The following is a 23,361-nucleotide window of genomic DNA, read 5'->3' as shown; positions in this document are numbered from 1 at the left end:
TCGTGAAAAGTCAAATACTTGCCCCGGCCTTGGCCAGGCTTGGACCCAGATATTTGCCAAATTATTTTTCGCGTCTCTTTAGTCGTATTATAATTAGAAAGAGAAGATAGTATGTCCCAGAATTATTTGAAAGGGAATCATAGAAAAATATCACGAAAAGTCAAGGTGATTTTAACGAAATATATTGCAAACACAAGACAATTATGCTGTTTACAAAAAATGATAAAAACTATCTTTTCAAGGATATTGCAATCTGATATATCTGTGCTACAATTTAACGAGAGAGGGGAATATTGATATGCCGTGCGAATCGCAGTTCACGCTGAAATCTCTGAGGGAGCAGGTCTATGATTACCTTCGCGTACAGATGAACGAGGGAAAGATACGTCCTGGCTCTTTCCTCAACCTGAACGATATAAGCAGGGAGCTCGGCATGAGTCGGACGCCGCTGCGCGACGCCCTGTTCCAGCTCGAAGCGGAGGGCTTCATCACGATCTTCCCGAGGCGCGGAGTAGTCGTGAACGCGCTGACGTTGGAAAAGATACGCAATATATACGAAATGCTCGGAGCGCTCGAATCGGCGACGCTGCTGCTCGTCGCGGTGCGCTTCCACGACGGCGACGCCGAAGCTATGGAGAAGCTGAACCAGCAGATGGCGAAGGCTCTCGAACAGAACAACTTTTCTCTCTTCTACGAAGACAACCTGAAATTTCACAACACCTATCTCGATCTTTCCGACAACCAGGAGATGCTGCATGCGATAAAGATACGCAAGGAACGCCTTTACGATTTCCCGAGAAGCAAAGCGTTCGTCAAGGAGTGGGAGCTCCATTCCGTCGTAGAGCATCAGACGATGGTCGATTTGCTCAAGGAGCACGACTTCAACGGTGCGGCGGACTTCATCCGCGACGTCCACTGGTCGTTCTCGGTGCAGGAGCGCTTCATACGCAAATATTATTTCGCAAAGCATATAGACCTCGACGTATCCGAAGAAGGGGGAAAAAAAGTTGAGTAAACCGGGGATTATCTTCGATATCAAGAGATATTCCATTCACGACGGCCCAGGGACGCGCACTACGGTGCACTTCAAAGGCTGCCCGCTGTCGTGCTGGTGGTGCCATAATCCCGAGAGCCGGTCTGCCGCCCCCGCTCTGCTCTTCCGCGACGAAAAATGTATCGCGTGCGGTTCCTGCGTCAAGGCCTGTCCCCGGCACGCCGTTTCCGTTCGAAACGGCGCCCTCGTTACCGACGAGGGGCTCTGCGTCGGCTGCGGTGCGTGCTGCGACGCGTGCCCCGCGGAAGCCCGTGAGCTCTGCGGTCGTCCCTGTACGGTCGACGAGCTGATGCCGCAGCTTGCAAAGGACGAAATATTCTTCCGCGAAGGAGGCGGCGTAACCTTCTCCGGAGGCGAGCCGCTGATGCAGCCGGAATTTCTGATCGAAGCGCTTGACGCGTGTGGCAGGGTCGGCTATCATCGCGCGATAGACACGAGCGGCTTCGCGGGGAAGAGCGTGATCCTCGAAACGGCGAAGCGCGCGGATATCTTTCTCTACGATATAAAACATATGGATCCGGGCAGGCATAAAGAATTTACCGGCGTCGACAACGCGGTGATACTTGAAAATCTGGTTGCGATATCCGAGGCCGGCGCGAAAATAAACGTCCGCGTCCCCTTCATGCCGGGGCTGAACAGCGGCGACGAAAACATTAAGGCGACGGGCAGCTTCGTCTCGCGGCTGAAAGGAGTGGTCGGCGTCAACATCCTGCCTTACCACACGGTGGCGAAGGGCAAGCACGACCGTTGGCACATGGATTACAGGCTGAACGACCTGCTGCCGCCGACGGACGCCCAGACCCATCACGCGGCGGGGATACTCGAAAGCTTCGGACTAAAGGTGCACATCGGCGGTTGACCGCCGCGGCGGGCGCGGCCCGCAGGATAAAGAGGGCAGTCGGCAATCGGTCTTATTGATGTCAAACAAGGGAGGTAATTTTTATGAACGAAAGAGTCAAACGGCTCCGCGACGCAAGCTTCAACACACACGCGACGATCAGCATCGAAAGAGGTCTGCTCGAAACGGAGTTCTACCGTGAACACGAGGGCAAGATGCCTATGCCCGTGCTTCGCGCTGCGAACTTCAAGAACCTCTGCGAGAAAAAAGAGATCTACATCGGCCCCGACGAACTTATCGTAGGAGAGCGCGGCCCGAAGCCGAAGGCCGTTTCGACTTTCCCCGAGCTCACCTGCCACACGCGCCAGGACTTTGAGATACTCACGACGCGCGAGCAGCAGAACTACACGGTGGACCCGAAGGATATGGACGCCTATGAAAAATTCGTCGAACCCTACTGGCGCGGCCGCTGCATGAGGGACCGCCTCTTTGAGCGCATGCCCGAAGCGTGGAACCTGCTCTACAAGGCCGGCACCTTCACGGAATTCGGCGAGCAGCGCGCTCTTGGCCACACCTCGCTGGACGGCTACATCTATCAGCACGGCGCGCTCGATATGAAGAAAGAGATCGCGGAAGCCCGCGCGAAGCTCGACTTCATCAACGACCCGGAAGCGACGTCGAAGGACGAAGAGCTTCAGGGCATGGATATCTCCTGCGACGCCGTCATCATCTTCGCCGAGCGCCACGCCGCCCTCGCAGAGAAGATGGCCGCCGAAGAGAGGGACGAGACGCGCAAGGCCGAGCTCCTGCAGATAGCCGAAGTCTGCCGCCGCGTTCCGGCGCACGCTCCTCGCAGCTTCTGGGAAGCCATACAGATGTACTGGTTCGTACACCTCGGGACCATCACAGAGCTCAACGGCTGGGACGCCATGAGCCCGGGGCATCTCGACCAGCATCTCGCCCCCTTCTATGAGAAGGGGCTCGCCGACGGAACGCTTACGCGCGACAAGGCGAAGGAGCTTCTCTCCTGCTTCTGGATCAAGGTGAATAACACGCCGGCGCCCCCGAAGGTCGGAGTGACGGCGAAGGAAAGCGGCACCTACAACGACTTCACCAACATCAACCTCGGCGGCCTCAAGAGGGACGGCTCCGACGGCTCCAGCGAGATCACCTACATCATCCTTGAGATACTCGACGAGCTTCGCCTGCTTCAGCCGCAGTGCAACATCCAAGTCAGCGAGCGCACGCCCGACAATGTAATCCGCGCCGCGGCCCGCGTCTTCCGCAACGGCATGGGCTACCCGTCGATGTTCAACTGCGACCTCGTCATACAGGAACAGATGCGCGTCGGCAAGGCGCTCGAAGACGCGCGCGAAGGGGGCGTCAGCGGCTGCGTCGAGACCGGATGCTCCGGCAAAGAGGCCTACCTGCTGCACGGCTACCTCAACGTTCCGAAGCTCCTTGAATACGCGCTGACCAACGGCGTCGACATGCTGACCGGCGAACAGGTCAGCATCAAGAGCGGCGAACTTTCGGAGTTCAAGACCTTCGACGACCTCTACGCGGCTTTCGAGAAACAGATCCGCCACGCTGTCGACACGAAGATCGGCGTCGACAACTACCTGCGCTCGCAGTACGTGCAGCATATGGCGGCGCCGTACCTCTCCTGCGTCGTACGTGACTGCATCGAGAAGGGCAAAGACTACTACAACGGCGGGCCGCGCTACAACAGCGACTACATCCAGTGCTGCGGCTTCGGCACGGTCACCGACAGCCTCTCCGCGCTCAAGAAGCACGTCTACGAGGAATGCAGATACACGCTGCAGCAGGTCGTCGACGCGCTGAAAGCCAACTGGGAAGGCTACGAGGAGATGCGCCTCACGATGTGGAACAAGACGCCCTTCTTCGGCAACGACGACGATTACGCCGACAATATCACGAGAAAGGTGTTCGACAGCCTCTTTGAGACCATCGACGGCAGGAACAGCATACTCGGCCCGACATACCATCTGAACGGCCTCAGCACGACTTGCCACAACTACTTCGGGCAGAAGCTCGGAGCGACGCCGAACGGACGCTTCAGCGGAATGCCGGAATCCGACGGCACGTCGCCGAGCCACGGCGCGGACCGCCACGGCCCGACGGCGGTCGTCAAGTCGCTTGCGAAGCTCGACCAGGTCAAGACGGGCGGAACGCTTCTCAACCAGCGCTTCCTGCCCTCCGTCCTCGCCGGCGAAGAGGGCATCGAGGGGGTCAAGAACCTCATCCGCTCCTACTTCAAGCTCGGCGGGCACCATATTCAGTTCAACGTAGTAGACGAAGCGACACTGCGCGACGCGCAGGCGCATCCGGAGGATTACCGCGGTCTCCTCGTCCGCGTCGCCGGATACAGCGACTACTTCGTAGACCTGGACAACTACCAGCAGGAGGAAATAATAGCCAGGAACGCGCAGGAAACGTTCTGACGCATACGGCGCAGCTTTCGGCTATACGGTTATAATCATTGCAACACAACGAAGGCGCGGTTTTCCGCGCCTTCTCTGCATTAGGCGGAATCAAAACAGGCCCGGCGTTTTACGCTGGGCCTGTGGCGCTTGGAGCGTTTTGAAAAAATTTTCTCAGAACCCTGAGCCGTCTGTCGAGAATATCTCGTATGAGCCGGGGATCTGCATCTTTTGTCTCAGATCGATGCTCGGCATCCCGACGACTACCACACCGGACGTCGGGTCGACGTGATAGAGCTCGGCGTCGGCCGCATGGTCGTAGCCGATAGACGTGCCATCCGGGATTATATTGTGCGAGTCGACTATCACGCGATGCAGGCGGCAGTTGGAGCCTATCGTCACGTTCTGCCCGATTATCGACTCTTCCACGACGGAGCCGGAGTTGATCACGCAGTTGCGCGAAAGCACGCTCTTTCTCACGTAAGCGCCGAGCACGCGGCTCGCTTCCGCGCACATGCAGGCGTCAACGGAGCAAGAATGGTCGTTCGCGGGATAGGTGAAGCAGGGCGGATCCGAATAAGATACCGTCCTTATAGGCCACATCTGATTGTAGAGCGAGAGCGCCGAAGGATGGAGTAACAGATCCATGTGCGCCTCCCAGTACGCCTTTATGCTGCCGACGTCCTTCCAGTAAGGCTTGTCGCCGCCGGGCAGGACGTTCGTGGAGAAGTCGTAGGCCATCAGCTTGTAGTCGCTGAAGAGCTTGGGCAATATGTCGCGCCCGAAGTCGTGCGTGCTCTCCTTGCGTTCGTTGTCGGAGAGGACCGATTCTCCAAGTATTTCACGCTCGAAGATGTAATTGCCCATCGAGACGAAGCTGAAGCCTGGACGGCCGGGAATTTCCGGCGGGATCGCCGGCTTCTCGACGAAATCGGTTATGCGTCCGCTCTCGTCCGTCGCTATGCAGCCGAACTGGCTCGCTTCGGAGGAGGGGACGACGTAAGCGGCGACCGTGACGTCGGCCTTGTTGTCCATGTGATAGGCGAGCATCTGTTCAACGTCCATCTTATATACGTGGTCTGCCGCGAAGACGCAGACGCGATCCGCGTTGAAGAGCGTCACCAGGTGCATGTTCTGGAATACCGCGTCCGCCGTTCCTTCGTACCAGCGCTCGCCGTCCCACATCTGCGCGGGGACCACGTTGACGAAGAAATCGCGGCCGCGCAGAGCGCTGCCGAACTGCCAGCCCTTGCCGATATGTTCGTGGAGGGACTGGCTTTTGAACTGAATAAGGCAGTATATGGAAAAGAGCCCGCTGTTGACCATGTTTGAGAGGGCGAAGTCGATTATGCGGTATTTTGCGGCGAAGGGCACCGCCGGCTTTGCACGGTACCTTGTCAAAGGCATCAGGCGTTCGCCCTTTCCTCCGGCAAGAACCATGCCGAGCACACGCCCGTATTTTCCGTGTATCATTTACGAAAACCTCCTTTACAAAGGGGACTGCTTTAACGATTAACTTTCTACCTCTATCCATCATTATTATAATTCATTTAAATACAATAGTCCATTGGCGCGCCGACATTTGAGCGTGCAGAAAGCATGATAATTCGTCATTGGAGCGAATTTTAGAAAGTTTATCTCATATTCGCATATCAATATTTCAGCCGGAGAAAAAGTTCCGCGATTTTTCCGCGAACCGTTAGGCGCTTGGCGCCGGATTCTATTATTAAGTATTAAGCGTCTGATGAAGCTGTGCCGCCCCGTCAGTCTTTTCCTGAGAGGTACTCCATGAATTTTTTTCTGTTCTCCTGCGGCGTCGTTGTCGGGCGGCCGAGGTCGGGCCTGGCTCCTATCGCTGCGCGGGCTTCGATGAAGCAAAGCTCGCGCGCATTGCGTGCCTCGCTCAAAGCATCGTCGAGTTCTTCGCGGCTGCTTGCTGAAAAGCGCGACGGGTAGCCGCAGCCGTCAGCCACTTTAAGAAGATTGATTTTTCCCGCCACGGTAGGAATGCCGCCGACGCTTTCGTGCGAAGCGTTGTTTATAACGACGTGTACGAGATTGGCCGGGCTATTCGCGCCGATGACGGCCATCGCGCCCATATGCATGAGGGCGGCGCCGTCGCCGTCGAGGCACCAGACCCGCATTCGCGGCTTCGCCAGCGCGATGCCGAGCGCGATCGATGAACTGTGTCCCATCGAGCCGACCGTGAGGAAGTCGCGCCCGTGTCCCTCGCCGCGCTTCTCTCTTATCTCGAAGAGTTCGCGCGAGGTTTTGCCCGTCGTCGATACGATGACGCCCTCTTCGGCCGCCTCGACGACGGCGCGGACGATCTCTTCGCGCTTCATCGTGAAAGCGTTGCCGCAGCTCCAGCGCGCTTCGTAGTCGAGTGCGTCCTTCCTGACGACGAAAGCTACGCTCCTGCCATCAGCGAGCAGCGGCGCAAAACGGCGCATCTGACCTTCGATCTCTTCTTTCGTCGTTTCTCTGCCGACCACGAAGGCTTCGATGCCTATATCTGCGAGCAAATTCAGCGTCACTTCGCCCTGGAACATGTGCTGCGGCTCGTCGCGAACACCGGGTTCGCCGCGCCATCCGATGAAGAAGATGCAGGGGATGCCGTATACTCTGTCGCTGAGCAGCGAGAGGACCGGATTGACTATGTTGCCGACGCCGCTGTTTTGCAGGTAGACGACCGGCACTCTGCCGGTAGCCAGGTAATGTCCGGCGGCGAGCGCGACCGCGTTGCCCTCGTTGGCGGCGACGATGTGGCGCGGAGAGATGCCGTATCTGTCCATCAACAGACCGCAGAGCTGTTTCAGCTGCGAATCGGGCACGCCCGCGAAGAAGTCGTATGCGCCGAGAAAATCGAGCTTCATTCTTATTTTCCTCTCACGGTCATCTGCCGGTAAAGCTCAGCGAGCTCTTTCTCGCCGATGCTCACTGGGAAATTTTTCAGCCTGGCCGGGTCGACGAAAGCCGCGAGCCGCGACACGTCCCACTCAGCGCCGGAAGGCGCGGCGATGCATAGCTCGTCAAGCAGCGCCTCGAAACGCGTCGGTCCCTCCTCCGCGCTGCGCGCGCCGATGCAGAGGGCGATGCCGCGCAGCGCTTCGGCAAGGTGCGCGGCTCCGCGAATGTCCGTCGTCCTTTCGGGGTGTTCCAGAATATAGCGCCACGCGCGCGGCAGACATAACGCGACGGCGTGTCCGTGGGGGAGGGCGAAGCTTGACGTCAGCTTGTAGCACATCGCATGAGCCGCCGTCGTCTTGGCGATGTTTATCGCTCGTCCCGCGGCGTTCGCCGCGAACATGACCGCCTCGGCCGCACCGGGCTCGCCCTCGAAGTAGTCGTCCATGTGGCTCGTTATGCCGCTTAAGGCGCTGCGCGAATATTCGACGCTTTCTTCCGTCGAGTTGACGGACCACCACGCTTCGACGGCGTGGCAGAGCGCGTCGAGCAGCGTGCATTTCTTCTGATAGAGCGGCAGCGTGGCGAGCGTCTGCGGGTCTAGCGCAGCGATGTCCGGCAGTAGGCTGTCGTGCGCTACGGACCGCTTTTCGCCGCCCGCATAGATGACCGCGAAGCTGGTCGCCTCGCTGCCGCTGCCCGCCGTAGTGGGCACGGCGGCCAGCGGCGCGCCCGTGTCTTCGTAAGGCTGTTCCAGGTAATTTTGCGACGCATCCATGCGGCAGAAAAGTTTCACGCATTTGGCCGTGTCGATGGCGCTGCCGCCGCCGACTGCCATGACGGAGTCGCAGCCGCTTTTGCGGAAGAGGCGCGTTGCCGCAACTATATCTTCGTATCGCGGGTTTGCTGAAAATCCGGAAAAGCGAACGAAGTCCAGCCCCGCGCCGCGCAGCGATCGTTCCAGCCAGCCGCTGGCCGCCCTGTCGCTTGCTACGGCGAAGCACCTGCGAGCGCCGCGCCGCGCCAGCGCCGCTGCGGCGAGCCGGCGCGAGCCGGCGCCTGTGATAAGTTCCTGCGTCATCGCTATTCCTCCGGTATCAGCGTCAGTATGTCTTTTATCGGCATACAGAGCTCGTCGGCCTCGAGCGCCCGGCGACGTTCAAGTATCGTGCGCGCGGCTTTCTGCATCGCGGGGAAGGCGCTGCGCGTCAACTGGTTCGCGTAGATGACTATATTGATGCCGCGCCGCGCGAATTCCTCTTCCGTCACGCTGCTGAAAGACGTCGGAACGACGACTATCGGCGTGCTTTTATCAAAGGCGCGGAATTTTTCCACGAAGGCGAATATCTCCGTGGGATCCTTTTTCCTACTGTGTATCATGATGCCGTCGGCGCCGGCGCCCGTATAGGCCCGCGCGCGCAAGAGAGCGTCTCCTACGCCCTTTTCTAAGATCAGGCTCTCGATGCGCGCTATTATCATGAAGTCGCGCGTCTTCTGCGCCTCTTTGCCGGCGCGTATCTTGGCCGCAAAGTTCTCAGGAGAATCCTGCGTCTGTTTTGCCTCGACGCCGAAGAGCGAATTTTTCTTGAGCCCCGTCTTGTCCTCGATTATGACCGCCGAGACGCCCATGCGCTCAAGCGTGCGCACGTTGTAGACAAAGTGCTCGACGAGGCCGCCGGTGTCTCCGTCGAGGATCATCGGCTTCGTCGTGACCTCCATTATCTCGTCGGCGGTGCGCAGGCGCGAGGACATATCGACGAGCTCGATATCCGGCTTGCCCTTCGCGGTGGAGTCGCAGAGCGACGAAAGCCACATCGCGTCGAACTGGCGCGCCCGTCCCTCCTGACAGACGACGGTCTTTTCGGCGATGAGGCCGGTGATGCCGTTGTGCGCCTCTATCGCGGTGACCAGCGGTTTGAGGGAGAGAAGACGCCGCAGCCGCGCGCGGCGCACGTCGGGCAGCGAGAGCTTTTCGCGGAAGCGCGCTTCGATCTGATTGAGCTTCGCGTCTTTAGTGTAGGGAAATTCTACGAGCTTTCCGCCCTGCTCTGCGAGTATCGCGAGCACCTCGGCGCGTATGGGCCGCTGCGCGCCCTCGCGCCAATCGTCGCCGTGTACGACGACGGCCGGCCTGAGCTCTCGCAGTATGTCGGCGTAGCTGAGGCTTTTCTGCTCGACGACGCGGCTCACGCCGGCGATGTTCTCGAATAGAGCCCGCCGCTCCTCGAAGGGCACGAGCGGAAAGCGCTTGTAGCTCGCCACCGCTTCGTCGGAGAGCACGCCGACGACGAGGCGGCCGAGCCGGCGCGCGCGGCGCATGATCGCGATGTGGCCGCTGTGTACCACGTCCGTCGAGAAGCACATGTAGACGAGGCGCTCCTCTATTTCTTTGAGGCGCGCCGAAACCGCGGCGAGGTCCTGAGGCGTGTCGATCTCCGCGCAGAGCGCGCCGCCGAAGTCGAGCGGCATGATGCGGCAGCGGTCGGCTGCCTCGTTGAGCGCCTCTTCCGCGTAACAATCCGTCCGTCCGGCTTCGCAGAATTCGGCGATGCCCCCGAGCCACGTCTTCCAGTCATCTTCCAGCAGCTTGTAGAGCGGCTGCGCCGTCACGGCTCCGTCGAATAAGTCCACTCCGACCCTGGCGACGCGCCCCTCTCTTATGACGGCTTTGAAGTCCTTCTGCGGCGGCGGCAGCGCGGATGAGACGGCCATCACGCTCGTCTTGGCGGCGAGCGCTTCTTCGAGCACGCTCTCCTCGAAGACGAGGTCGCCGTGCATCAGCAGTATGCCTTCGCCGCGCAGCCGCTCCCGCGCGCAGTAGATGGAATATATGTAGTTCGTCTCCGCCCAGCGCGGATTATGCACAAAGGTCAGGCGCAGCGGCAGGCCGAGCGCGCGGCAGTATCCCTCGAGCGCCGCGGCGAACGGCCCCGTCGTTATCACGGCCTCCTCCACGCCGCACTCCGAAAGCTGCCGCAGCTGGCGGGCGATTATGCTCTCAGTCGGCGATATCTCCGTCATGCACTTCGGACGTTCGCCTGAGAGCGGCCCCATGCGCCTGCCGGCGCCGGAATTGAGAATAAGGGCTTTCACAACAGCACCTCCACTGAATAAGAAACCGCCTCGGCGGCCAGACCCTAATTGCTTTCCCTTACAGCCAGTATAGCCCCGACGATCCTGCGCCGCATAAGAAGCGCCGCGAGGACGGACAACGCTATCAGACTGTATCTTAACAGATTATGATAATAAAGCGTACCTGAAAAAAGCGAAACCGCGACCATCGCCGCGCAGAACGCCAGCAGCAAACGCATATTGCAGACGCTCGCTTTCGTCACCTTTTTCAGCGCGAGATAGTCGAGCGCGGCCTGCACGATGTAGCAGAAAAGCGTGGTATAAGCCGCGGCCATGTAGCCGAAGCGGGGAATGAAAATATAGTTGAGGATCACGTTAAGCGTGGCGGCGCTCACGCTGGCGTACATGACATAGCGCGGCCTTCTGTAGTAGTAGACGACGTTCGCGAAAACAGAATAGAGCGACATGAAAAAGACACCGCCGACAATAGGAGGCACGATAAATATCCCTTCATAGTAGCTGGACGGCGCCATGATCATGATCAGTTCGGGAACTATCAGGATCAGCCCTCCGCAGAGACATGCGTAAATGAGAACGATCGGGTTCGTGATATTGTAGATCGCGGCGTAATCTCCCTTGCGGCATTTCTCATAGGTGTACGGGATCAGCGAGGCGTTGATCGCGTTCCAGACCACCGTAGCCGCGAGCGCGACGGTATAGGCGACGCTGTAGCGCGCCGCGGCGCTGTCGCCTGCAAAGTTCGCTATCATTATCCTGTCCGCACTGTTCAGCGCGTATCCGGAAAGGTAGTGCGGAATAAGCGGCAGGTTGAAGAGAAAGGCCTGTTTCCAGTATGAAAATTTTACTTTCCAGCCCGCTTTCTTCCCCAGATAAAAATAGTATGCGCAGTAAACGCATATGAGCACGCTTTCGCCGCCGAAGAGGCGCGCGTAAACGCGGTGCCCCGGAAAAGCGAGAATGCAGGCGACGGCGGCCAGCGGAGAGAGGAAAGCCGAGCCTATGACTACGGCGGCCAGCAGCTTGTATTTGTACTCGAAGCGCTGCCGCGCCATCCAGAAGTTGAAGGCCGGCTGCGTGAAGAACATCGCGAACATCAGACAAACGAGCGGCAAGCCGAGGTTGAACCACGTGCGCAGGAACGGCCGCAGCGCGAGCAGCGCGAAGAAACAGATAAGCGTGATTACATTCGAGAGCACGAGCAGCGACCATGAATAGCGGTCGCGGTCCTCTTCGTAGTCGAGCATCCCGTTGTTGAAGACGCCGCCGTGAAGGCAGAACATCGCGACGACGCCGAGAAGCGTCTGCCAGGAGATAAAGACGGAGACGGCACCGAATTCGCTCTGTGTCAGCAGTCGCGTGTAGAGCGGGCTTGTTATCAGGATGAGCCCCTTTTCTACGACGCTCATGGCCATTAAGGCCAGCGAAGCCGCCACGGGGGCCGGAAACGTTCTGATGTACGATGTTCCGCGCATGTTCAGATAAACTCAAAACTTCTGAATATGAGCCATGTTGGGGATCTTCCTCGCGGAAGGCCCCGCCCAATAGCACCAGTTCTTATCGGGTATTTTCCAGTTCCTGCCATAGCGCGTTTCCAGATATTCCGCGCAATTGTCAGGAACGTTGACGTCTGTGTCAATGAACCGCGCCTTTGTGATGCTGATGCGCTTCGACGCGAGCTCGACCGCGTTCATCTCGTCTCCGCGGTACTTCTTCGCCTGCTCGCGGTATAACAGATAGCATATGCTTCTGTCCCCCGACGTTCGATAATAATTGACATCAACCTTGATCCCGTTGACCATATAAGATTCCTCCACGAGGCCGACGTCGTCGAGAAAATAAACATACTTCAAGCGGCCGACCTCCAGCATGTGTTTTCTTATATCAGTTTCACTCTCAGAAGGCTTGAGAATCACTCCGATGTCCATGTCCAGGTCGTGGTTTAACAGATGTCCTTCCCTTATTATTCCAAGCAATGTGCCGAAATCAAAAAAGAAATCGACTTTTGCTTCTTCCAGATGGACCTGTATTTGTTTCAATGTAGAAACGCCCCTTCTTTTCACTAATAAATTTCTATAGTGTTTGCTGGGTATGGATTTAAGCATAGCACATGTTTTATGAAAAACCGTTCCTCGTACAAAACGCTCATAAAATTCTGATTCAAACAACGTCCTTATTATTTTTTTCATCTTGCTCTACCTTCTTTTTGAGCGTCGTCGCTTTTTTCATCGTTTTCGGACAGGTCGTCTGCCGGAAGCGCCACGAAAGAATTACGGCATTCGCAAACCATTTCGCGCGGCGCCGCGCTCACGGTCTAAGGTGCTTGAAGAGGCCGGAATCGTCGATAATCTTATCCCATGAAAGCTTGCCGCGGATGCTCCCTGTCCCCGTATTGACTATCTTAAGCCCGAGAATTGGGTCTCTCGTCCTGCTGCATTCAAAGCTGAGCTTTTTCGCCGTGAGTATGTTCGAGGGGGAGTCGTTCGCTAATATATTTAGGCCGCACCAAGCGTATTCGAGCATCTTCGTGCTGGTTTGCAGGTCATAGGGCATCCCGCGCGGAACATAGGAGATGCCGGTCCCGCTTTGCATAAGGTATTCATAGACGCGCTCCCTCTCCACCTTTCCGGCAAATATGATGTTGGGGCTGCCGTAAGCGCCGCGCAGCTCTTCGTCGCAGCGCCCGACAAGAAGCAGCCTTTTGCCGCCGCCGGTCTTTGCAAACCATGCGAGCAGACGGTCTATGCCTCTATCTTTTGAAACGTCGCCGACATAAACGTAGTCGTATATGACGTCCCTCCCCTTTTCTGCACCCCACTGCGGGAAATCGACCCCCATATCGATCAGGCAAGATGGAACGCTGTCCTTGAAGTTCATGCGTTTTTTTACGTTTTCGTTGAGAAAGACCCTCAGCGACGGCTTCGGCTGGAAGGCGCGCTTCAAAAAATCTTTCGGTCCGCGCATGCTTCCTGTGGACAAAGAACGGTAATCGTGCACGACAAAGCCCTTTGAGACGATTTTGTGCGGATAAAAGCCCATGAAGAACCAGAATGCGCTGTTCGCGCTGTCGCGACGCGCGACTTCCTCGGGGCTTATGACGCCGCAGGAGAAGCCTTTTTTCGTAAATGCGCGGCCATATCCCTCTATCTCCGGCAGATAGGCCTTGCCCGTTTTTATAAAAAATATCTCCTTCACGATTCCGATGTCCTTTTCCTGCGCCGTTCAGCTTCCAAGCAGCTCTTTATAGAGCCGCGCGGAGGTTTCCGTCGCCGCGCGGAGGCCGAATATCTCCTCCGGCAGGCTGTGCGTTCCGTTTTCGCCGCGTTTCGGGCGGACGCGCAGCAACGCGGCTAAAGCATCTGTGTCGCCGCTCTCATACAGGCGGCAGTCGGGATATTTCGCGGCGACGTCGACGCTGCCGCGGATGCGCGAACAGATAAGCGGCAGGCCGGACGCCGCGGCTTCCATCAGCGCGACGGGCAGCCCTTCGCGCTTCGACGGGAGGACGAAGCAGTCGGCGGATCTGTAAAGTTCCGGCATGTCGTGCCTGTAGCCGGCTAAGTGCAGCTGAGCGCCGACGCCGAGCTCGGCGGCGCGGCTCCGCAGCTCGGCGCGCAGCGGACCGTCGCCGGCGATCACGTAGTGTATCTCTCTGTCGCCGATCCGTGCAAGGGCGCGCAGCACTTCGGCGTGGTTTTTGTTGGCGTTGAGCTCGCCGGCGGAGAGCAGCATGTAAGCGCCTTCCGGCACGCCGAGCGCGCTGCGGTCGGCCGCCTCGCGACAGTCCCGGAAGCGCGCGACGTCGACGCCGACGCCCGGCAGATATTCGACGCGCTTTGCGGCAAAGCCGCGAGCGCGCACATAGTCCTCCGCATTTATCGTGATGAGCAGCTCTGTGAAGCGCGACAGGTATTTTTCGACGGGGTAGAAGAGCAGCCAGTTTTTCAGCGGCGCGCCGCTGAAAAAGTGAAAGCCGTGCGCCGTGTATATGGCCTTCGGGCGTTCGGCGGCGCCGAAGTTTTTCAGCGCGAAGCGCGTCACCGCCGCGGCCACCGGCGTGTGCACGTGAACTATATCGTAGCGGCCGGCGCGGACGATCTGCCGTATCCTGCGGTAGGAGCGCGCCAAACTCAGCGCGTCGCGCGGGTCCCTGACCCATTCTACTTCGAAGCGGGAATCAAAGGCCCCTTTGCACGCTTCGTCTTCCAGGATTCCGCGCGCCGCCCCGTCGACGGTCCAGCCCTCTTCTCTCATGCGCCGCGCGTGCGGCAGCAGGAAGCTTCTGAGCGTCAGCGCCGCGGTCGCGGCGATCAGCAGTTTAGGCACGGCGCTTAGCGGGCAGTCCGACGTAGATGCCGGGCTCCGTCAGATCCCTCGTCACGGCCGCGCCCGCTCCTATGACGATGTCGCCGCAGACGGAGAGATATTGAGTAACACAGGAGCCGATGCCGCAGAATACGTTGTCGCCGATGCGCACGCCTCCTGCTATATGGCAGCCGGGCGCGATGTGGCAGAAATCGCCGACGCGGCAGTCGTGGTCTATCGATACTGAGGTGTTTACTATCGTATGCGCTCCGATGACGCTGCCCGGCTGAATGACCGAGCCGGCGAATACGACGGAGCCGCGTCCGATCGACACCGAAGCGTGCACCCAGCTGTGAGGGTGCACGAGGGCGGCCCATGAAACGTTTTTGAACGCGCTGCTTATGCGACGGCGCGTTTCGTTGACGCCTATCGCGATCACGGCGGAGACGTCCCCGCGGTCGGGCAGCGCGGATACAGGGCCTGCGATCGGGATCCCACAGAACTTCGTGCCCTGCAGCCTTTCAGCGTCGTCGTATATCGCCGGGCAGCTCATGCCGAGCTCGTCAAGCAGCGCGATTATCACCTTCGCGTGCCCGCCGGCCCCTATAAGATATATTTCTTTATTCTTTTTTCCCATCGGGCGCGCCTCCTTTGAACTCCGGCATCGTCGCCTCTCCCTCGGCGTTGATGCCTTCGCGCGTCAGTACTTTTTTCAGCGTAACTAATATTATCTTCATGTCGAGCGCTAAGGACCAGTTTTCGGCGTACCATAGGTCGCAGCTGAATTTTTCCTCCCACGATATCGCGTTTCTGCCGTGGATCTGCGCCCAGCCGGTCATCCCCTGAGGGACGCTGAGCCTTTTTTTCTGCGCGGCGCTGTAGCGCGGCACGTATTCCAGCGGCAGGGGGCGCGGCCCCACGAGGCTCATCTCGCCCTTCAGCACGTTCAGAAGCTGCGGTAGTTCGTCGACGCTGGAGCTGCGGATCTTTTCGCCGAGCGGAGTGAGGCGTTCGGCGTCCGGCAGAAGCTTTCCGCTTTCGTCTCGTTCGTCCGTCATCGTTCTGAACTTATAGAGCCTGAAAGGCCTACCGTCCATACCGGCCCGCGTAGCGTTGAAGAAGAGCGGCTTGCCCATCTCCCGGGAAATTTTATACGCCGTCAGCAGCATCAGCGGAGAAAGGAGTATCAGCCCCAGCAGCGAGCCGCATACGTCGAAAGCCCTTTTCATCAGATACTGCACCGGCTTATCGCTGCGCATCCGCTATGACAGGCTCTCCTTCAGAGATTTTATCACCCACTCCTGCTCTTCGTCCGTCATCGCGGAGGCCGAGGGCAGGCATATGCCGCGGGCGAAGAGTTCTTCGGAGACGCTCCTTTCGCCGTCGGCGAAGTACTCCGCTCCGGCGAAGCAGGGCTGCAGGTGCATAGGCTTCCAAAGGGGGCGGCATTCCACGTTCTGCGAGTCCATGTAGCCGAGCACGTCCGTGAAATCTCTGCCGCTGCCGGGCGGTATCAGCGCCGCGGTCAGCCAGCGCGTCGCGCGGCATTTTTTGTACTCGGGCATAAAGGAGATTCCCGGGACGTCCGTGAGCTCCCTTCTGTATTTTGCGAAGATTTCGCGCCGTCTTGAGACGCGTTCGTCAAGGTGGAGCATCTGCGCGCGTCCGACGGCCGCGAGAAGGTTGCTTATCCTGTAGTTATAGCCGATCTCCCTGTGCTCGTACCACGGAGCCCTCTCCCTCGCCTGCGTCGCTAAGAAGCGTGCCTTCTCGACATATTCCTCGTTGTCGGAGAGCAGCATGCCGCCGCCGGAGGTGGTGATTATCTTGTTGCCGTTGTAGGAGTAGACCCCGACGCTGCCGAAGGAGCCGCATTTCTTTCCGTCATACTCGGCGCCTAAGGCTTCCGCCGCGTCTTCGAGGATGGGCACGCTGTATTCCTCGCACAGCGCCGATATTTCGTCCAGCCTGGGCGGCTGTCCGTAGAGCTCGGCGACAATGACGCACTTGGGCAGCTTGCCTTTCCGCTCAGCGCACTCGAAGGCGCTGCGAAGCGCGCGCGGCGACATATTCCACGTCTCTTCGTCGGAATCGATGAAGACCGGCGTGGCGTTCTGATATACCGCCGGCGCTACGGACGCGACGAAGGTCAGAGTCGAGCAGAAGACTACGTCTCCGGCGCCGACTCCCAGCAGCCTCAGCGCGAGATGTATGGCCGCGCTGCCGCTCGATAGCGCGAGGGCGGACTTTACTCCCGCGAATTCGGCGCTCTCCTTTTCAAAGGCGTCGACGTGCGGCCCGAGCGGCGCTATCCAGTTCGACGCGAAAGCGTCCTTGACGTATTCGAGCTCGTCTCCGCTCATATGTGGGTATGAAAGCAGTATCCTTTTATCCGGCCTTTTCATCGTGCTCATCGCCTTCGTCGCTGCTAATCTCTTCATTTTCGGCTTCCGCGCCGCGGCCGAGGGAGAAGATTCTCTCTTTGAGGCGCTCGCCGGAGAGCGTCCCCTCGGCGGAGGCGCGGAGTATCTCCACGACCTGCGGCAGTATGCTTTCGGCTTCGGGCGTCAGACGGCTCTTGAATATCTTCGCATGAGCGGTCCTGTCTGCGTGCGACGGGTCGTAGAAGAGCTCCTCGTAGAGCTTTTCGCCCTCGCGTATCCCCGTGTACTTTATCTGAATGTCCCTCCCCGGCTCATAGCCGTGAAGCCTTATCAGTGTCTCGGCCATCTCCGCTATCCTGACCGGCTCTCCCATGTCGAGCGCGAAGAGCTCGCCCCCCTCTCCCATCGCTCCGGCCTGCAGCACGAGGCTGACGGCCTCCGGTATCAACATGAAGTAGCGCTTCATTTCCGGATGCGTCACGGTGACGGGGCCGCCGGCCGCTATCTGCCTTTCAAACTTCGGCACGACGCTGCCCCTGCTGCCGAGCACGTTTCCAAAGCGCACCGCCATGTACTTCGTCAGCGGATGATCTTTCTGAACGCTCAGCAGCAGCCGTTCGGCGGCGCGCTTCGTCGCTCCCATCACGCTCGTCGGGCGCACGGCCTTGTCGGTCGAGATCATCACGAAGCGTAGGGCGCCGTACCTTCCGGCGAGGCGCGCGGCGTTATAGGTCCCGAGCGCGTTGACGCGCAGCGCCTCGCGCGGGTTTTTTTCCATCAGGGGCACGTGCTTGTGGGCGCTGGCGTGAAAGACGAGCTGTGGAGCATAATCTTTGAAGACGCTTTCCATCGCTGCGGCGTCCGCGACGTCCGCGATCACCGGCACGACCGGCGCGTCGCCGCCCAGGGATTCGAGCAGCATATATATCGACTGCTCGCCGTGTCCCAGCGCGATCAGCCGCTTCGGCGCGCGCGGCAGCAGCTGCCGGCAGATTTCGGAGCCTATCGATCCTCCGGCGCCGGTGACGAGCACGCTCTTCCCCTTTATCAAGGAGGTGATGTTTTCGTCGTCGAGCCTTATAGGCTCGCGACGCAACAGGTCTTCGAGATTCACCGAGCGCAGCCTGCTTATCGAGACGCGCCCGTCGGCGAGGTTCGAAAGGCTCGGCAGCACCCTGACTTTGACGCGGAGCGGCGAAAGGACGCCGAATAATTCCTTTATTTTTTCTCCGGGCGCGGAGGGGATGGCTATAAGCACGGTGTCGATATCGTGTTTGGCGATGATCTCCTTTAACTCTTTTGTCGTCCCGAGCACCTTGAGCGACGCGACGGTCATATTGCGCAGCTGCTCGTTGTCGTCGACGAAGCCGGCAGGGCATATGCTGCCGGAATTCCTCAGCAGGTCCCGCGCGAGCATGCTGCCGGCTTCCCCAGCGCCGACAATCAGAGCGCTCTCCCTTCCCTCCGGCCGCTCCTGCGAGTTCATCAGCGCAAGGCGCAGCGCGGCGCGCTCCGATACGAGCAGTATGGGCGCGGCCAGCAGCATTATGACGAGGGAGGAGCGCGGAAGAGTGAAAGGCCTTATAGTGAACGCCGCGACGACGAATGCCGCGGCGCCCGCAAGATACGCGCGCGCGAGGCGGAAATATTCGTCTATTCCGGCGCGCGGCCAGAATACGGAGTATATTTTGCAGAGCGTCAGCGACGAGAGCACCATAAGGGAGAAGAGCGCGGCGATCCCCAAGAAGTCGTAGAGATACAGGAAATCGGCGCCCATGTAATACGAAAGCCTCATCGAATAACCGACGAAGACGGAGAAGAGAAGCAGCAGAAGGTCGAGCGCCATGAGGCGCCGGTTCCTTCCTCCGATCCACAGGTAAATTTTCGCAAGCTTGTCTTTGCTCATCTCTTGGCCGCCTTCACAAAAAATCACCTCGCAGGCTCATGACAGCATTCTATCCGAGGAAGGCGAGCAGGGCCCCTCCGGCGAGCACCGAGCCTATCTGTCCGGCGACGTTCGCGCCGACCGCGTGCATCAACAGATGGTTAGCGGGGTCCGCCTTCTGTCCCATGCGCTGTATCGTCCGCGCCGACATCGGGAAGGCGGAAATCCCCGCCGCGCCGACCATCGGGTTCACGCGCCGCTCCTTCGGAAGGAAGAGATTCAGAAGCTTAGCGGTCAGCACGCCGCCGGCCGTGTCGAGGACGAAGGCTATGAGCCCCATCGCTATGATAACGAGGGTGTCGACGTTCACGAACTTTTCGCCGGTCATCGTGGCCGATATCGAAAAGCCGAGCAGTATCGTCACGATGTTCGCAAGCTCGTTCTGCGCGGCGTTGGAGAGGCGGTCCGTAACGCCGCTGACGCGCAGCAGGTTGCCGAACATCACGAAGCCGAGCAGCGAGACCGAAGCGGGGGCTATCACGCCGCCTATGATAGTTATCGCTATAGGAAAGAGAATCAGCATACGGCGCGACACCGGCCGTTCGGCGTAGGGCATCTTTATCCGGCGCTCCTTCTGTGTCGTCAGAGCCATTATCACCGGCGGCTGAATCAGAGGCACGAGCGCCATGTAGGTGTAGGCCGCTACGGAGATCGGTCCGAGCAGGTGCGGCGCGAAGCGCGACGAGACGTATATCGACGTCGGCCCGTCGGCCGCGCCTATTATCCCTATCGACGCCGCCTCGAAGACGTTGTAGCCGAAGAAGAGCGCAAGCCCCATCGTCAGAAATATGCCGGCCTGCGCAGTGATGCCGAAGACGAACATCTTCGGGTTTGCGAGCAGCGGCGTGAAGTCGCACATCGCGCCGACCGCGACGAGTATCAGCAGAGGAAATATCTCGGTCGCGATGCCGAGCCTGAAGAACATCGAAAGCGCGCCTTCGACGAGCTTTCCGCCGGCGAGCTGGTCGAGCGCGGAGGAGAGCGGAAGGTTCACAAGTATCGTACCGAAGCCCATCGGCAGCAGCAGGTTCGGTTCGAATTCCTTTTTCACCGCGAGATAGATCAGCGCGGCTCCCACGAGCGTCATCACGGCATTCTGCCATGTCGCGGCCTCGAGCGTGCGGATAAAAAGCTCCATCTGTCGTTCACGTCCCCCTATTTTCCTGTAACGCTCGTTCCACTATAACACAAAAAGAGGCAAATTGAGCCGCTTGTTACAACTATAATGAAAATCGTGTAAAATATGCGCGGGGAGGGTGCGTACTATGCCTTTATGGGGATTCCTTATGAGCTTTCTGGCCGCCGCGATGTGGGCGGCTTCTCCTATTATGGTAAACAGCGGCCTCGCGCGCGCGGGGTGTTCGATACACGAGGTCAACCCCTTCCGCGCCGTCTCCTTCTTAGCCGCGTCGGCGGCCGTAGCGCTGATAAGCTGCGGCGGAAAGATTCCCGTAGTGACCTCTCCGCTGGCTTGGGTTTACTTTTTCTTCAGCGTGATAACGAGCTACACGCTCGGCGACCTCTTTTTCTTCCTGGCGATACGCGAGATGGGCGTCAGTCTAGCCATCCCAGTCGCTAACTCGTATCCGATACTCGTCATCTTCACGTCGTGGCTGATGCTCGGCGAACCTGTGACGCCGAAGCTGATATGGGGCGTCGCGGTAGTAGTAGGGGGGCTGCTCCTGCTGCGCTTCGGCGGTGAAAAGGCCGAGCACGGCGAAAAACCCCGCTACGGCGCTGGACGGCTGATGAGGGGCTTCTCCTTCGCCCTCGGCGGCGGCCTCTGTTGGGCGCTCGCGTCGCCGGTGACGAAAATAGCGATGAATATCTCGCAGCTCGGAGCGGCGGAGATAACCTTTTACCGCGCCTTCGCGTTTATGATCGTAACGCTCGTCGTGCGCATCCTTACCGTAAAATTCCGACGCTCCGCGACCAGGCCGCTTTCGAGCGTCCCTCCTGCGGCTGCCGCATATTTCCTCTCAGCCGCGGTGGTAGGGCTTTGCTTCGGCTCCGTCGTCTACGCGAAATGCATCTCCGCCATGCCCGTCGCCGTCGTCACCGCCATCACTGCGACGAGCCCCTTCCTCGCCGCGCTCTACGGACGCTTTGTGCTCAAGGAGAGCCTTGCGAAGCCGCAGTGGTGCGGCATCGTGATGATCATAGCCGGCTCGATCGTCGTCGGCCTGTAGGATTATGCGTCATCCGAGAGCGCCGCGCTCCACGGGCGCGCTTAAAAAGGAGGGGGCCATGTGAGCGAAGAAGTTGTGAACCGCCGCGAAGCCTTCAAGGCCGATATGACGCTCGTCTTAGTCTCGTTCATATGGGGTGCGGGGATACCGATCTCGGCGCTGCTCGCGCGCGCTGTCACGCCTCTGTGGGCGATAGCTTTGCGCATGCTCTTGTCGGCGTTATTTCTGATGATATTGTTCCCGAAAAAAATAATCACGGCGACGAAATATGATTGGAAGCTCTCCTTCATGCTGGCCGCGATACTCGTCTGCGTCTTCGTATCGATGACCTTCGGCCTTACTTACAGCACCGCGAGCAAGCAGGCCTTCATAGGCGGGCTGAACGTCATCATGACGCCGGCGCTCGTCTGGCTGATATACCGCGTACGTCCCTCGGCGTGGCTCTTCGCGGCGGCCGGCATCACGACGCTCGGGCTTCTCGTCATGGGCTTCACGCCCGGCATGGAATTCAACTTTGGCGATTTGCTTTCCTTCGTAATGGCGATATTCTACGCGGTCCAGGTGTTAGGGGCCCACTACTGTTCGCGCCGCGTCGAAGCCGTGCGCCTCGTCGCGCTTCACATAATAATACTTGCGTCGATACTGACGGCATTGGCCGCCGCATTCGAGCCGCCGCCGAATCCGGCTTCCTTCAGCGCTAAGGTGTGGGCGGCGCTTCTCACGGTATCGCTCGGCAACACGATACTGTGCTTCATACTTCAGTTCAGGGCTCAGAAAAAGACCAGCGCGACGCACACGGCCGTCATATTTTCTCTCGAAGGGCTCTTCGGCTACATCATCGCGGTCGCGAGCGGACAGGACCCCTTCCATCTACAGGGAGCCGTCGGCGGCGCGTTGATAATCGCCGGTATGCTGATAACCGAGCTTGAAGGAGTCATCCGCGAGAAGCTGAGCGCGGCAAAGGCGAAAAAATAGCGGCGCCCTTTTAGCCGAAGAGCGCCGCCCAGTAAGCGAAATAATCTGTCGCTATGGCAATTCCGGCCGCTACGAGGACGGCGCCGGAAATCTTTTTGATCGCCGCGCCGTTCCTGCGCAGCCATTGGAACACCCCTTTTATCCGCGTAAAGAGAAGCGCCGCGATTATATAGGGTATACCGAGCCCCATCGAAAAAACGAATAGGCAGAAGACCCCCTGCCAGAGCGTTTTGCCGTTGCCGGCCAGCAACAGCGCGGAGGCGAGGAAGGGGCCGAGGCACGGCGTCCAGCCGAGGGAGAAGGCTCCTCCGAAGAGCAGCGCGCCCGTGAAGCCGCCGCGCTTCGTCCCTTCGCCCAGCTTTTTCTCAACGTCGAGGAAGCCGATCTTCAAGAGCCCGAGGAAGTGCAGCCCGAATAGCGCGATCACCGCGCCGCTGACGCGCCGCAGCAGCGCCGGATGCTCGGCGAGCGTCGAGCCTATCGCCGTCGCCGTCGCGCCCATCGCCATGAAGACCATCGAAAAGCCGGCGACGAAGCCTATCGTGTTCGCGACGCTCGCGCGCTTCCCCCCTTCGCTCTCGGCCGCGAGGTACATCAGGTAGACCGGCAGCATCGGCAGCATGCAGGGGGAAATGAAGGCGAGGAAGCCTTCTAAAAAAAGCAGCGGCAGTTCGCGCGCCATAGCTTATTTTGTCTCTTTCACCAGCTTCAAGACATTTTCCTTCGTCGCCGCGCCCTGAATCACGCCGGATATCTTTCCGCCGCGGTCGAGCACGAAGGTCGTAGGGATGTAGCGTACGCCGAAATGATCCGCGACGCGGGCTCCGTCGTCGAGCAGCACCGTCAGCGAGTTGTAGCCGTTTTTGACGATGAACTCTTTTACCTTCTCCTTTGTATCGCGCCTTCCGTCGGTCAGGTTTATCGCGAAGAGCGCCGCGTCGCCCCTGTCGGAAAGCTCTTCCGCCAGTTCGTTGAACTCCGGCATCTCGCCGCGACAGGGGGGGCACCAGGTCGCCCAGAAATTCAGCACGACGACCTTTCCTCTCTGCTCTGAGAGGGAAAAGGCCTTGCCGTCGAGTCCTTTCAGCATGAAATCAGCCGCCGCGTCCCCGCGGCGCAGCGCCGACGCCGGCGCTGCTAAGAGCATTGCCGCCGCCAGCATTGAGACAAGCGCGATAAGTTTTCTTTTCATTCAAACATCTCCGTTTCAGATTATTCGGCGGCGCAAGG

Annotated in this window: 20 protein-coding genes; 5 read left to right on the top strand and 15 right to left on the bottom strand. The window is 59.1% G+C overall.

All coding sequences use genetic code 11. The features are described from left to right. Nucleotides 1–298 precede the first annotated feature (298 nt). From EH55_RS00555 to hypD, 3 genes are all read left to right on the top strand, one after another. Nucleotides 299–1,015 (top strand): GntR family transcriptional regulator, encoded by a 717-nt coding sequence (locus EH55_RS00555; protein ID WP_037974034.1) that lies wholly within the window; start codon nucleotides 299–301, stop codon nucleotides 1,013–1,015. Then, a complete protein-coding gene (locus EH55_RS00550; protein ID WP_037974033.1) occupies nucleotides 1,008–1,913 on the top strand; it encodes a glycyl-radical enzyme activating protein in 906 nt (301 codons plus the stop codon). The genes EH55_RS00555 and EH55_RS00550 overlap by 8 nt, the downstream gene beginning before the upstream one ends. Nucleotides 1,914–1,996: 83 nt before the next feature. Continuing rightward, nucleotides 1,997–4,357 carry a trans-4-hydroxy-L-proline dehydratase gene (hypD, locus tag EH55_RS00545; protein WP_037974032.1) on the top strand — a complete coding sequence of 787 codons (2,361 nt, stop codon included), beginning with the start codon at nucleotides 1,997–1,999 and terminating at the stop codon, nucleotides 4,355–4,357. A gap of 153 nt (nucleotides 4,358–4,510) precedes the next feature. On the opposite strand, the gene glgC is transcribed toward hypD, so the two are convergent. The 13 genes from glgC to EH55_RS00480 all read right to left on the bottom strand — a co-directional run bounded on the left by glgC (nucleotide 4,511) and on the right by EH55_RS00480 (nucleotide 20,105). Further along, a complete protein-coding gene (glgC, locus tag EH55_RS00540; RefSeq protein ID WP_037974031.1) occupies nucleotides 4,511–5,809 on the bottom strand; it encodes a glucose-1-phosphate adenylyltransferase in 1,299 nt (432 codons plus the stop codon). A gap of 290 nt (nucleotides 5,810–6,099) precedes the next feature. Continuing rightward, nucleotides 6,100–7,212 (bottom strand): phosphonopyruvate decarboxylase, encoded by a 1,113-nt coding sequence (aepY, locus tag EH55_RS00535; RefSeq protein ID WP_037974030.1) that lies wholly within the window; start codon nucleotides 7,210–7,212, stop codon nucleotides 6,100–6,102. A gap of 2 nt (nucleotides 7,213–7,214) precedes the next feature. Then, on the bottom strand, nucleotides 7,215–8,324 hold the full coding sequence (locus EH55_RS00530; RefSeq protein ID WP_051682502.1) for a phosphonoacetaldehyde reductase: 1,110 nt from the start codon (nucleotides 8,322–8,324) through the stop codon (nucleotides 7,215–7,217). A gap of 2 nt (nucleotides 8,325–8,326) precedes the next feature. Next, nucleotides 8,327–10,336, bottom strand: coding sequence for a phosphoenolpyruvate mutase (aepX, locus tag EH55_RS00525; protein ID WP_037974029.1), 2,010 nt, complete (start codon nucleotides 10,334–10,336; stop codon nucleotides 8,327–8,329). Nucleotides 10,337–10,380: 44 nt separating this feature from the next. Beyond that, entirely contained in the window at nucleotides 10,381–11,808 is a 1,428-nt protein-coding gene (locus EH55_RS00520) for a lipopolysaccharide biosynthesis protein (RefSeq protein WP_037974028.1), read from the bottom strand. Between the two features lie 12 nt (nucleotides 11,809–11,820). Next, nucleotides 11,821–12,372: a hypothetical protein gene (locus EH55_RS00515; RefSeq protein WP_037974026.1), complete on the bottom strand. Its 552-nt coding sequence runs from the start codon at nucleotides 12,370–12,372 to the stop codon at nucleotides 11,821–11,823. Nucleotides 12,373–12,640: 268 nt separating this feature from the next. Further along, entirely contained in the window at nucleotides 12,641–13,528 is an 888-nt protein-coding gene (locus EH55_RS00510) for a glycosyltransferase family protein (RefSeq protein ID WP_051682500.1), read from the bottom strand. Nucleotides 13,529–13,555: 27 nt separating this feature from the next. Further along, complete coding sequence (locus EH55_RS00505) at nucleotides 13,556–14,659, bottom strand: glycosyltransferase (RefSeq protein ID WP_037974021.1); 1,104 nt, start codon at nucleotides 14,657–14,659, stop codon at nucleotides 13,556–13,558. Beyond that, nucleotides 14,652–15,275, bottom strand: coding sequence for an acetyltransferase (locus EH55_RS00500; RefSeq protein WP_037974020.1), 624 nt, complete (start codon nucleotides 15,273–15,275; stop codon nucleotides 14,652–14,654). Before EH55_RS00500 ends, EH55_RS00505 begins: the two co-directional genes overlap by 8 nt. Beyond that, the gene (locus EH55_RS00495; protein WP_037974019.1) at nucleotides 15,259–15,897 is read right to left on the bottom strand and encodes a sugar transferase; all 639 of its coding nucleotides are present in this window, start codon (nucleotides 15,895–15,897) and stop codon (nucleotides 15,259–15,261) included. Before EH55_RS00495 ends, EH55_RS00500 begins: the two co-directional genes overlap by 17 nt. Before the next feature lie 3 nt (nucleotides 15,898–15,900). After that, nucleotides 15,901–17,079 (bottom strand): DegT/DnrJ/EryC1/StrS family aminotransferase, encoded by a 1,179-nt coding sequence (locus EH55_RS00490; RefSeq protein WP_276203869.1) that lies wholly within the window; start codon nucleotides 17,077–17,079, stop codon nucleotides 15,901–15,903. Continuing rightward, nucleotides 17,027–18,928: a polysaccharide biosynthesis protein gene (locus tag EH55_RS00485; RefSeq protein ID WP_070110015.1), complete on the bottom strand. Its 1,902-nt coding sequence runs from the start codon at nucleotides 18,926–18,928 to the stop codon at nucleotides 17,027–17,029. Before EH55_RS00485 ends, EH55_RS00490 begins: the two co-directional genes overlap by 53 nt. A 49-nt stretch (nucleotides 18,929–18,977) precedes the next feature. Beyond that, entirely contained in the window at nucleotides 18,978–20,105 is a 1,128-nt protein-coding gene (locus tag EH55_RS00480; protein WP_037974017.1) for a sodium ion-translocating decarboxylase subunit beta, read from the bottom strand. Between the two features lie 127 nt (nucleotides 20,106–20,232). Between EH55_RS00480 and EH55_RS00475 the strand changes: the two genes are divergently transcribed. Together EH55_RS00475 and EH55_RS00470 are read left to right on the top strand one after the other, a co-directional pair. Further along, nucleotides 20,233–21,156, top strand: a complete 924-nt coding sequence (locus tag EH55_RS00475; protein ID WP_037974016.1) for a DMT family transporter — start codon at nucleotides 20,233–20,235, stop codon at nucleotides 21,154–21,156. Between the two features lie 60 nt (nucleotides 21,157–21,216). Then, nucleotides 21,217–22,131: a DMT family transporter gene (locus tag EH55_RS00470; RefSeq protein WP_037974015.1), complete on the top strand. Its 915-nt coding sequence runs from the start codon at nucleotides 21,217–21,219 to the stop codon at nucleotides 22,129–22,131. Nucleotides 22,132–22,141: 10 nt separating this feature from the next. Here the strand turns inward: EH55_RS00470 and EH55_RS00465 are convergent, their stop codons facing one another. Beyond that, the gene (locus EH55_RS00465) at nucleotides 22,142–22,813 is read right to left on the bottom strand and encodes a cytochrome c biogenesis CcdA family protein (RefSeq protein ID WP_037974014.1); all 672 of its coding nucleotides are present in this window, start codon (nucleotides 22,811–22,813) and stop codon (nucleotides 22,142–22,144) included. 3 nt (nucleotides 22,814–22,816) lie between these two features. After that, the gene (locus tag EH55_RS00460) at nucleotides 22,817–23,323 is read right to left on the bottom strand and encodes a TlpA family protein disulfide reductase (RefSeq protein ID WP_051682499.1); all 507 of its coding nucleotides are present in this window, start codon (nucleotides 23,321–23,323) and stop codon (nucleotides 22,817–22,819) included. Nucleotides 23,324–23,361: the final 38 nt, after the last annotated feature.

This window comes from Synergistes jonesii (assembly GCF_000712295.1).
Classification (GTDB): domain Bacteria; phylum Synergistota; class Synergistia; order Synergistales; family Synergistaceae; genus Synergistes; species Synergistes jonesii.
This window is presented reverse-complemented; position numbering and strand designations above follow the sequence as displayed.

Coding starts and splice junctions, on each gene's coding strand:
- glgC (WP_037974031.1), bottom strand. CDS start 5,809: ATGATACACGGAAAATACGGGCGTGTGCTCGGCATGGTTCTTGCCGGA.
- hypD (WP_037974032.1), top strand. CDS start 1,997: ATGAACGAAAGAGTCAAACGGCTCCGCGACGCAAGCTTCAACACACAC.
- EH55_RS00490 (WP_276203869.1), bottom strand. CDS start 17,079: ATGAAGAGATTAGCAGCGACGAAGGCGATGAGCACGATGAAAAGGCCG.
- EH55_RS00485 (WP_070110015.1), bottom strand. CDS start 18,928: ATGAGCAAAGACAAGCTTGCGAAAATTTACCTGTGGATCGGAGGAAGG.
- EH55_RS00520 (WP_037974028.1), bottom strand. CDS start 11,808: ATGCGCGGAACATCGTACATCAGAACGTTTCCGGCCCCCGTGGCGGCT.
- EH55_RS00460 (WP_051682499.1), bottom strand. CDS start 23,323: ATGAAAAGAAAACTTATCGCGCTTGTCTCAATGCTGGCGGCGGCAATG.
- EH55_RS00530 (WP_051682502.1), bottom strand. CDS start 8,324: ATGACGCAGGAACTTATCACAGGCGCCGGCTCGCGCCGGCTCGCCGCA.
- EH55_RS00465 (WP_037974014.1), bottom strand. CDS start 22,813: ATGGCGCGCGAACTGCCGCTGCTTTTTTTAGAAGGCTTCCTCGCCTTC.
- EH55_RS00555 (WP_037974034.1), top strand. CDS start 299: ATGCCGTGCGAATCGCAGTTCACGCTGAAATCTCTGAGGGAGCAGGTC.
- EH55_RS00475 (WP_037974016.1), top strand. CDS start 20,233: ATGCCTTTATGGGGATTCCTTATGAGCTTTCTGGCCGCCGCGATGTGG.
- EH55_RS00480 (WP_037974017.1), bottom strand. CDS start 20,105: ATGGAGCTTTTTATCCGCACGCTCGAGGCCGCGACATGGCAGAATGCC.
- aepY (WP_037974030.1), bottom strand. CDS start 7,212: ATGAAGCTCGATTTTCTCGGCGCATACGACTTCTTCGCGGGCGTGCCC.
- EH55_RS00500 (WP_037974020.1), bottom strand. CDS start 15,275: ATGGGAAAAAAGAATAAAGAAATATATCTTATAGGGGCCGGCGGGCAC.
- EH55_RS00495 (WP_037974019.1), bottom strand. CDS start 15,897: ATGCGCAGCGATAAGCCGGTGCAGTATCTGATGAAAAGGGCTTTCGAC.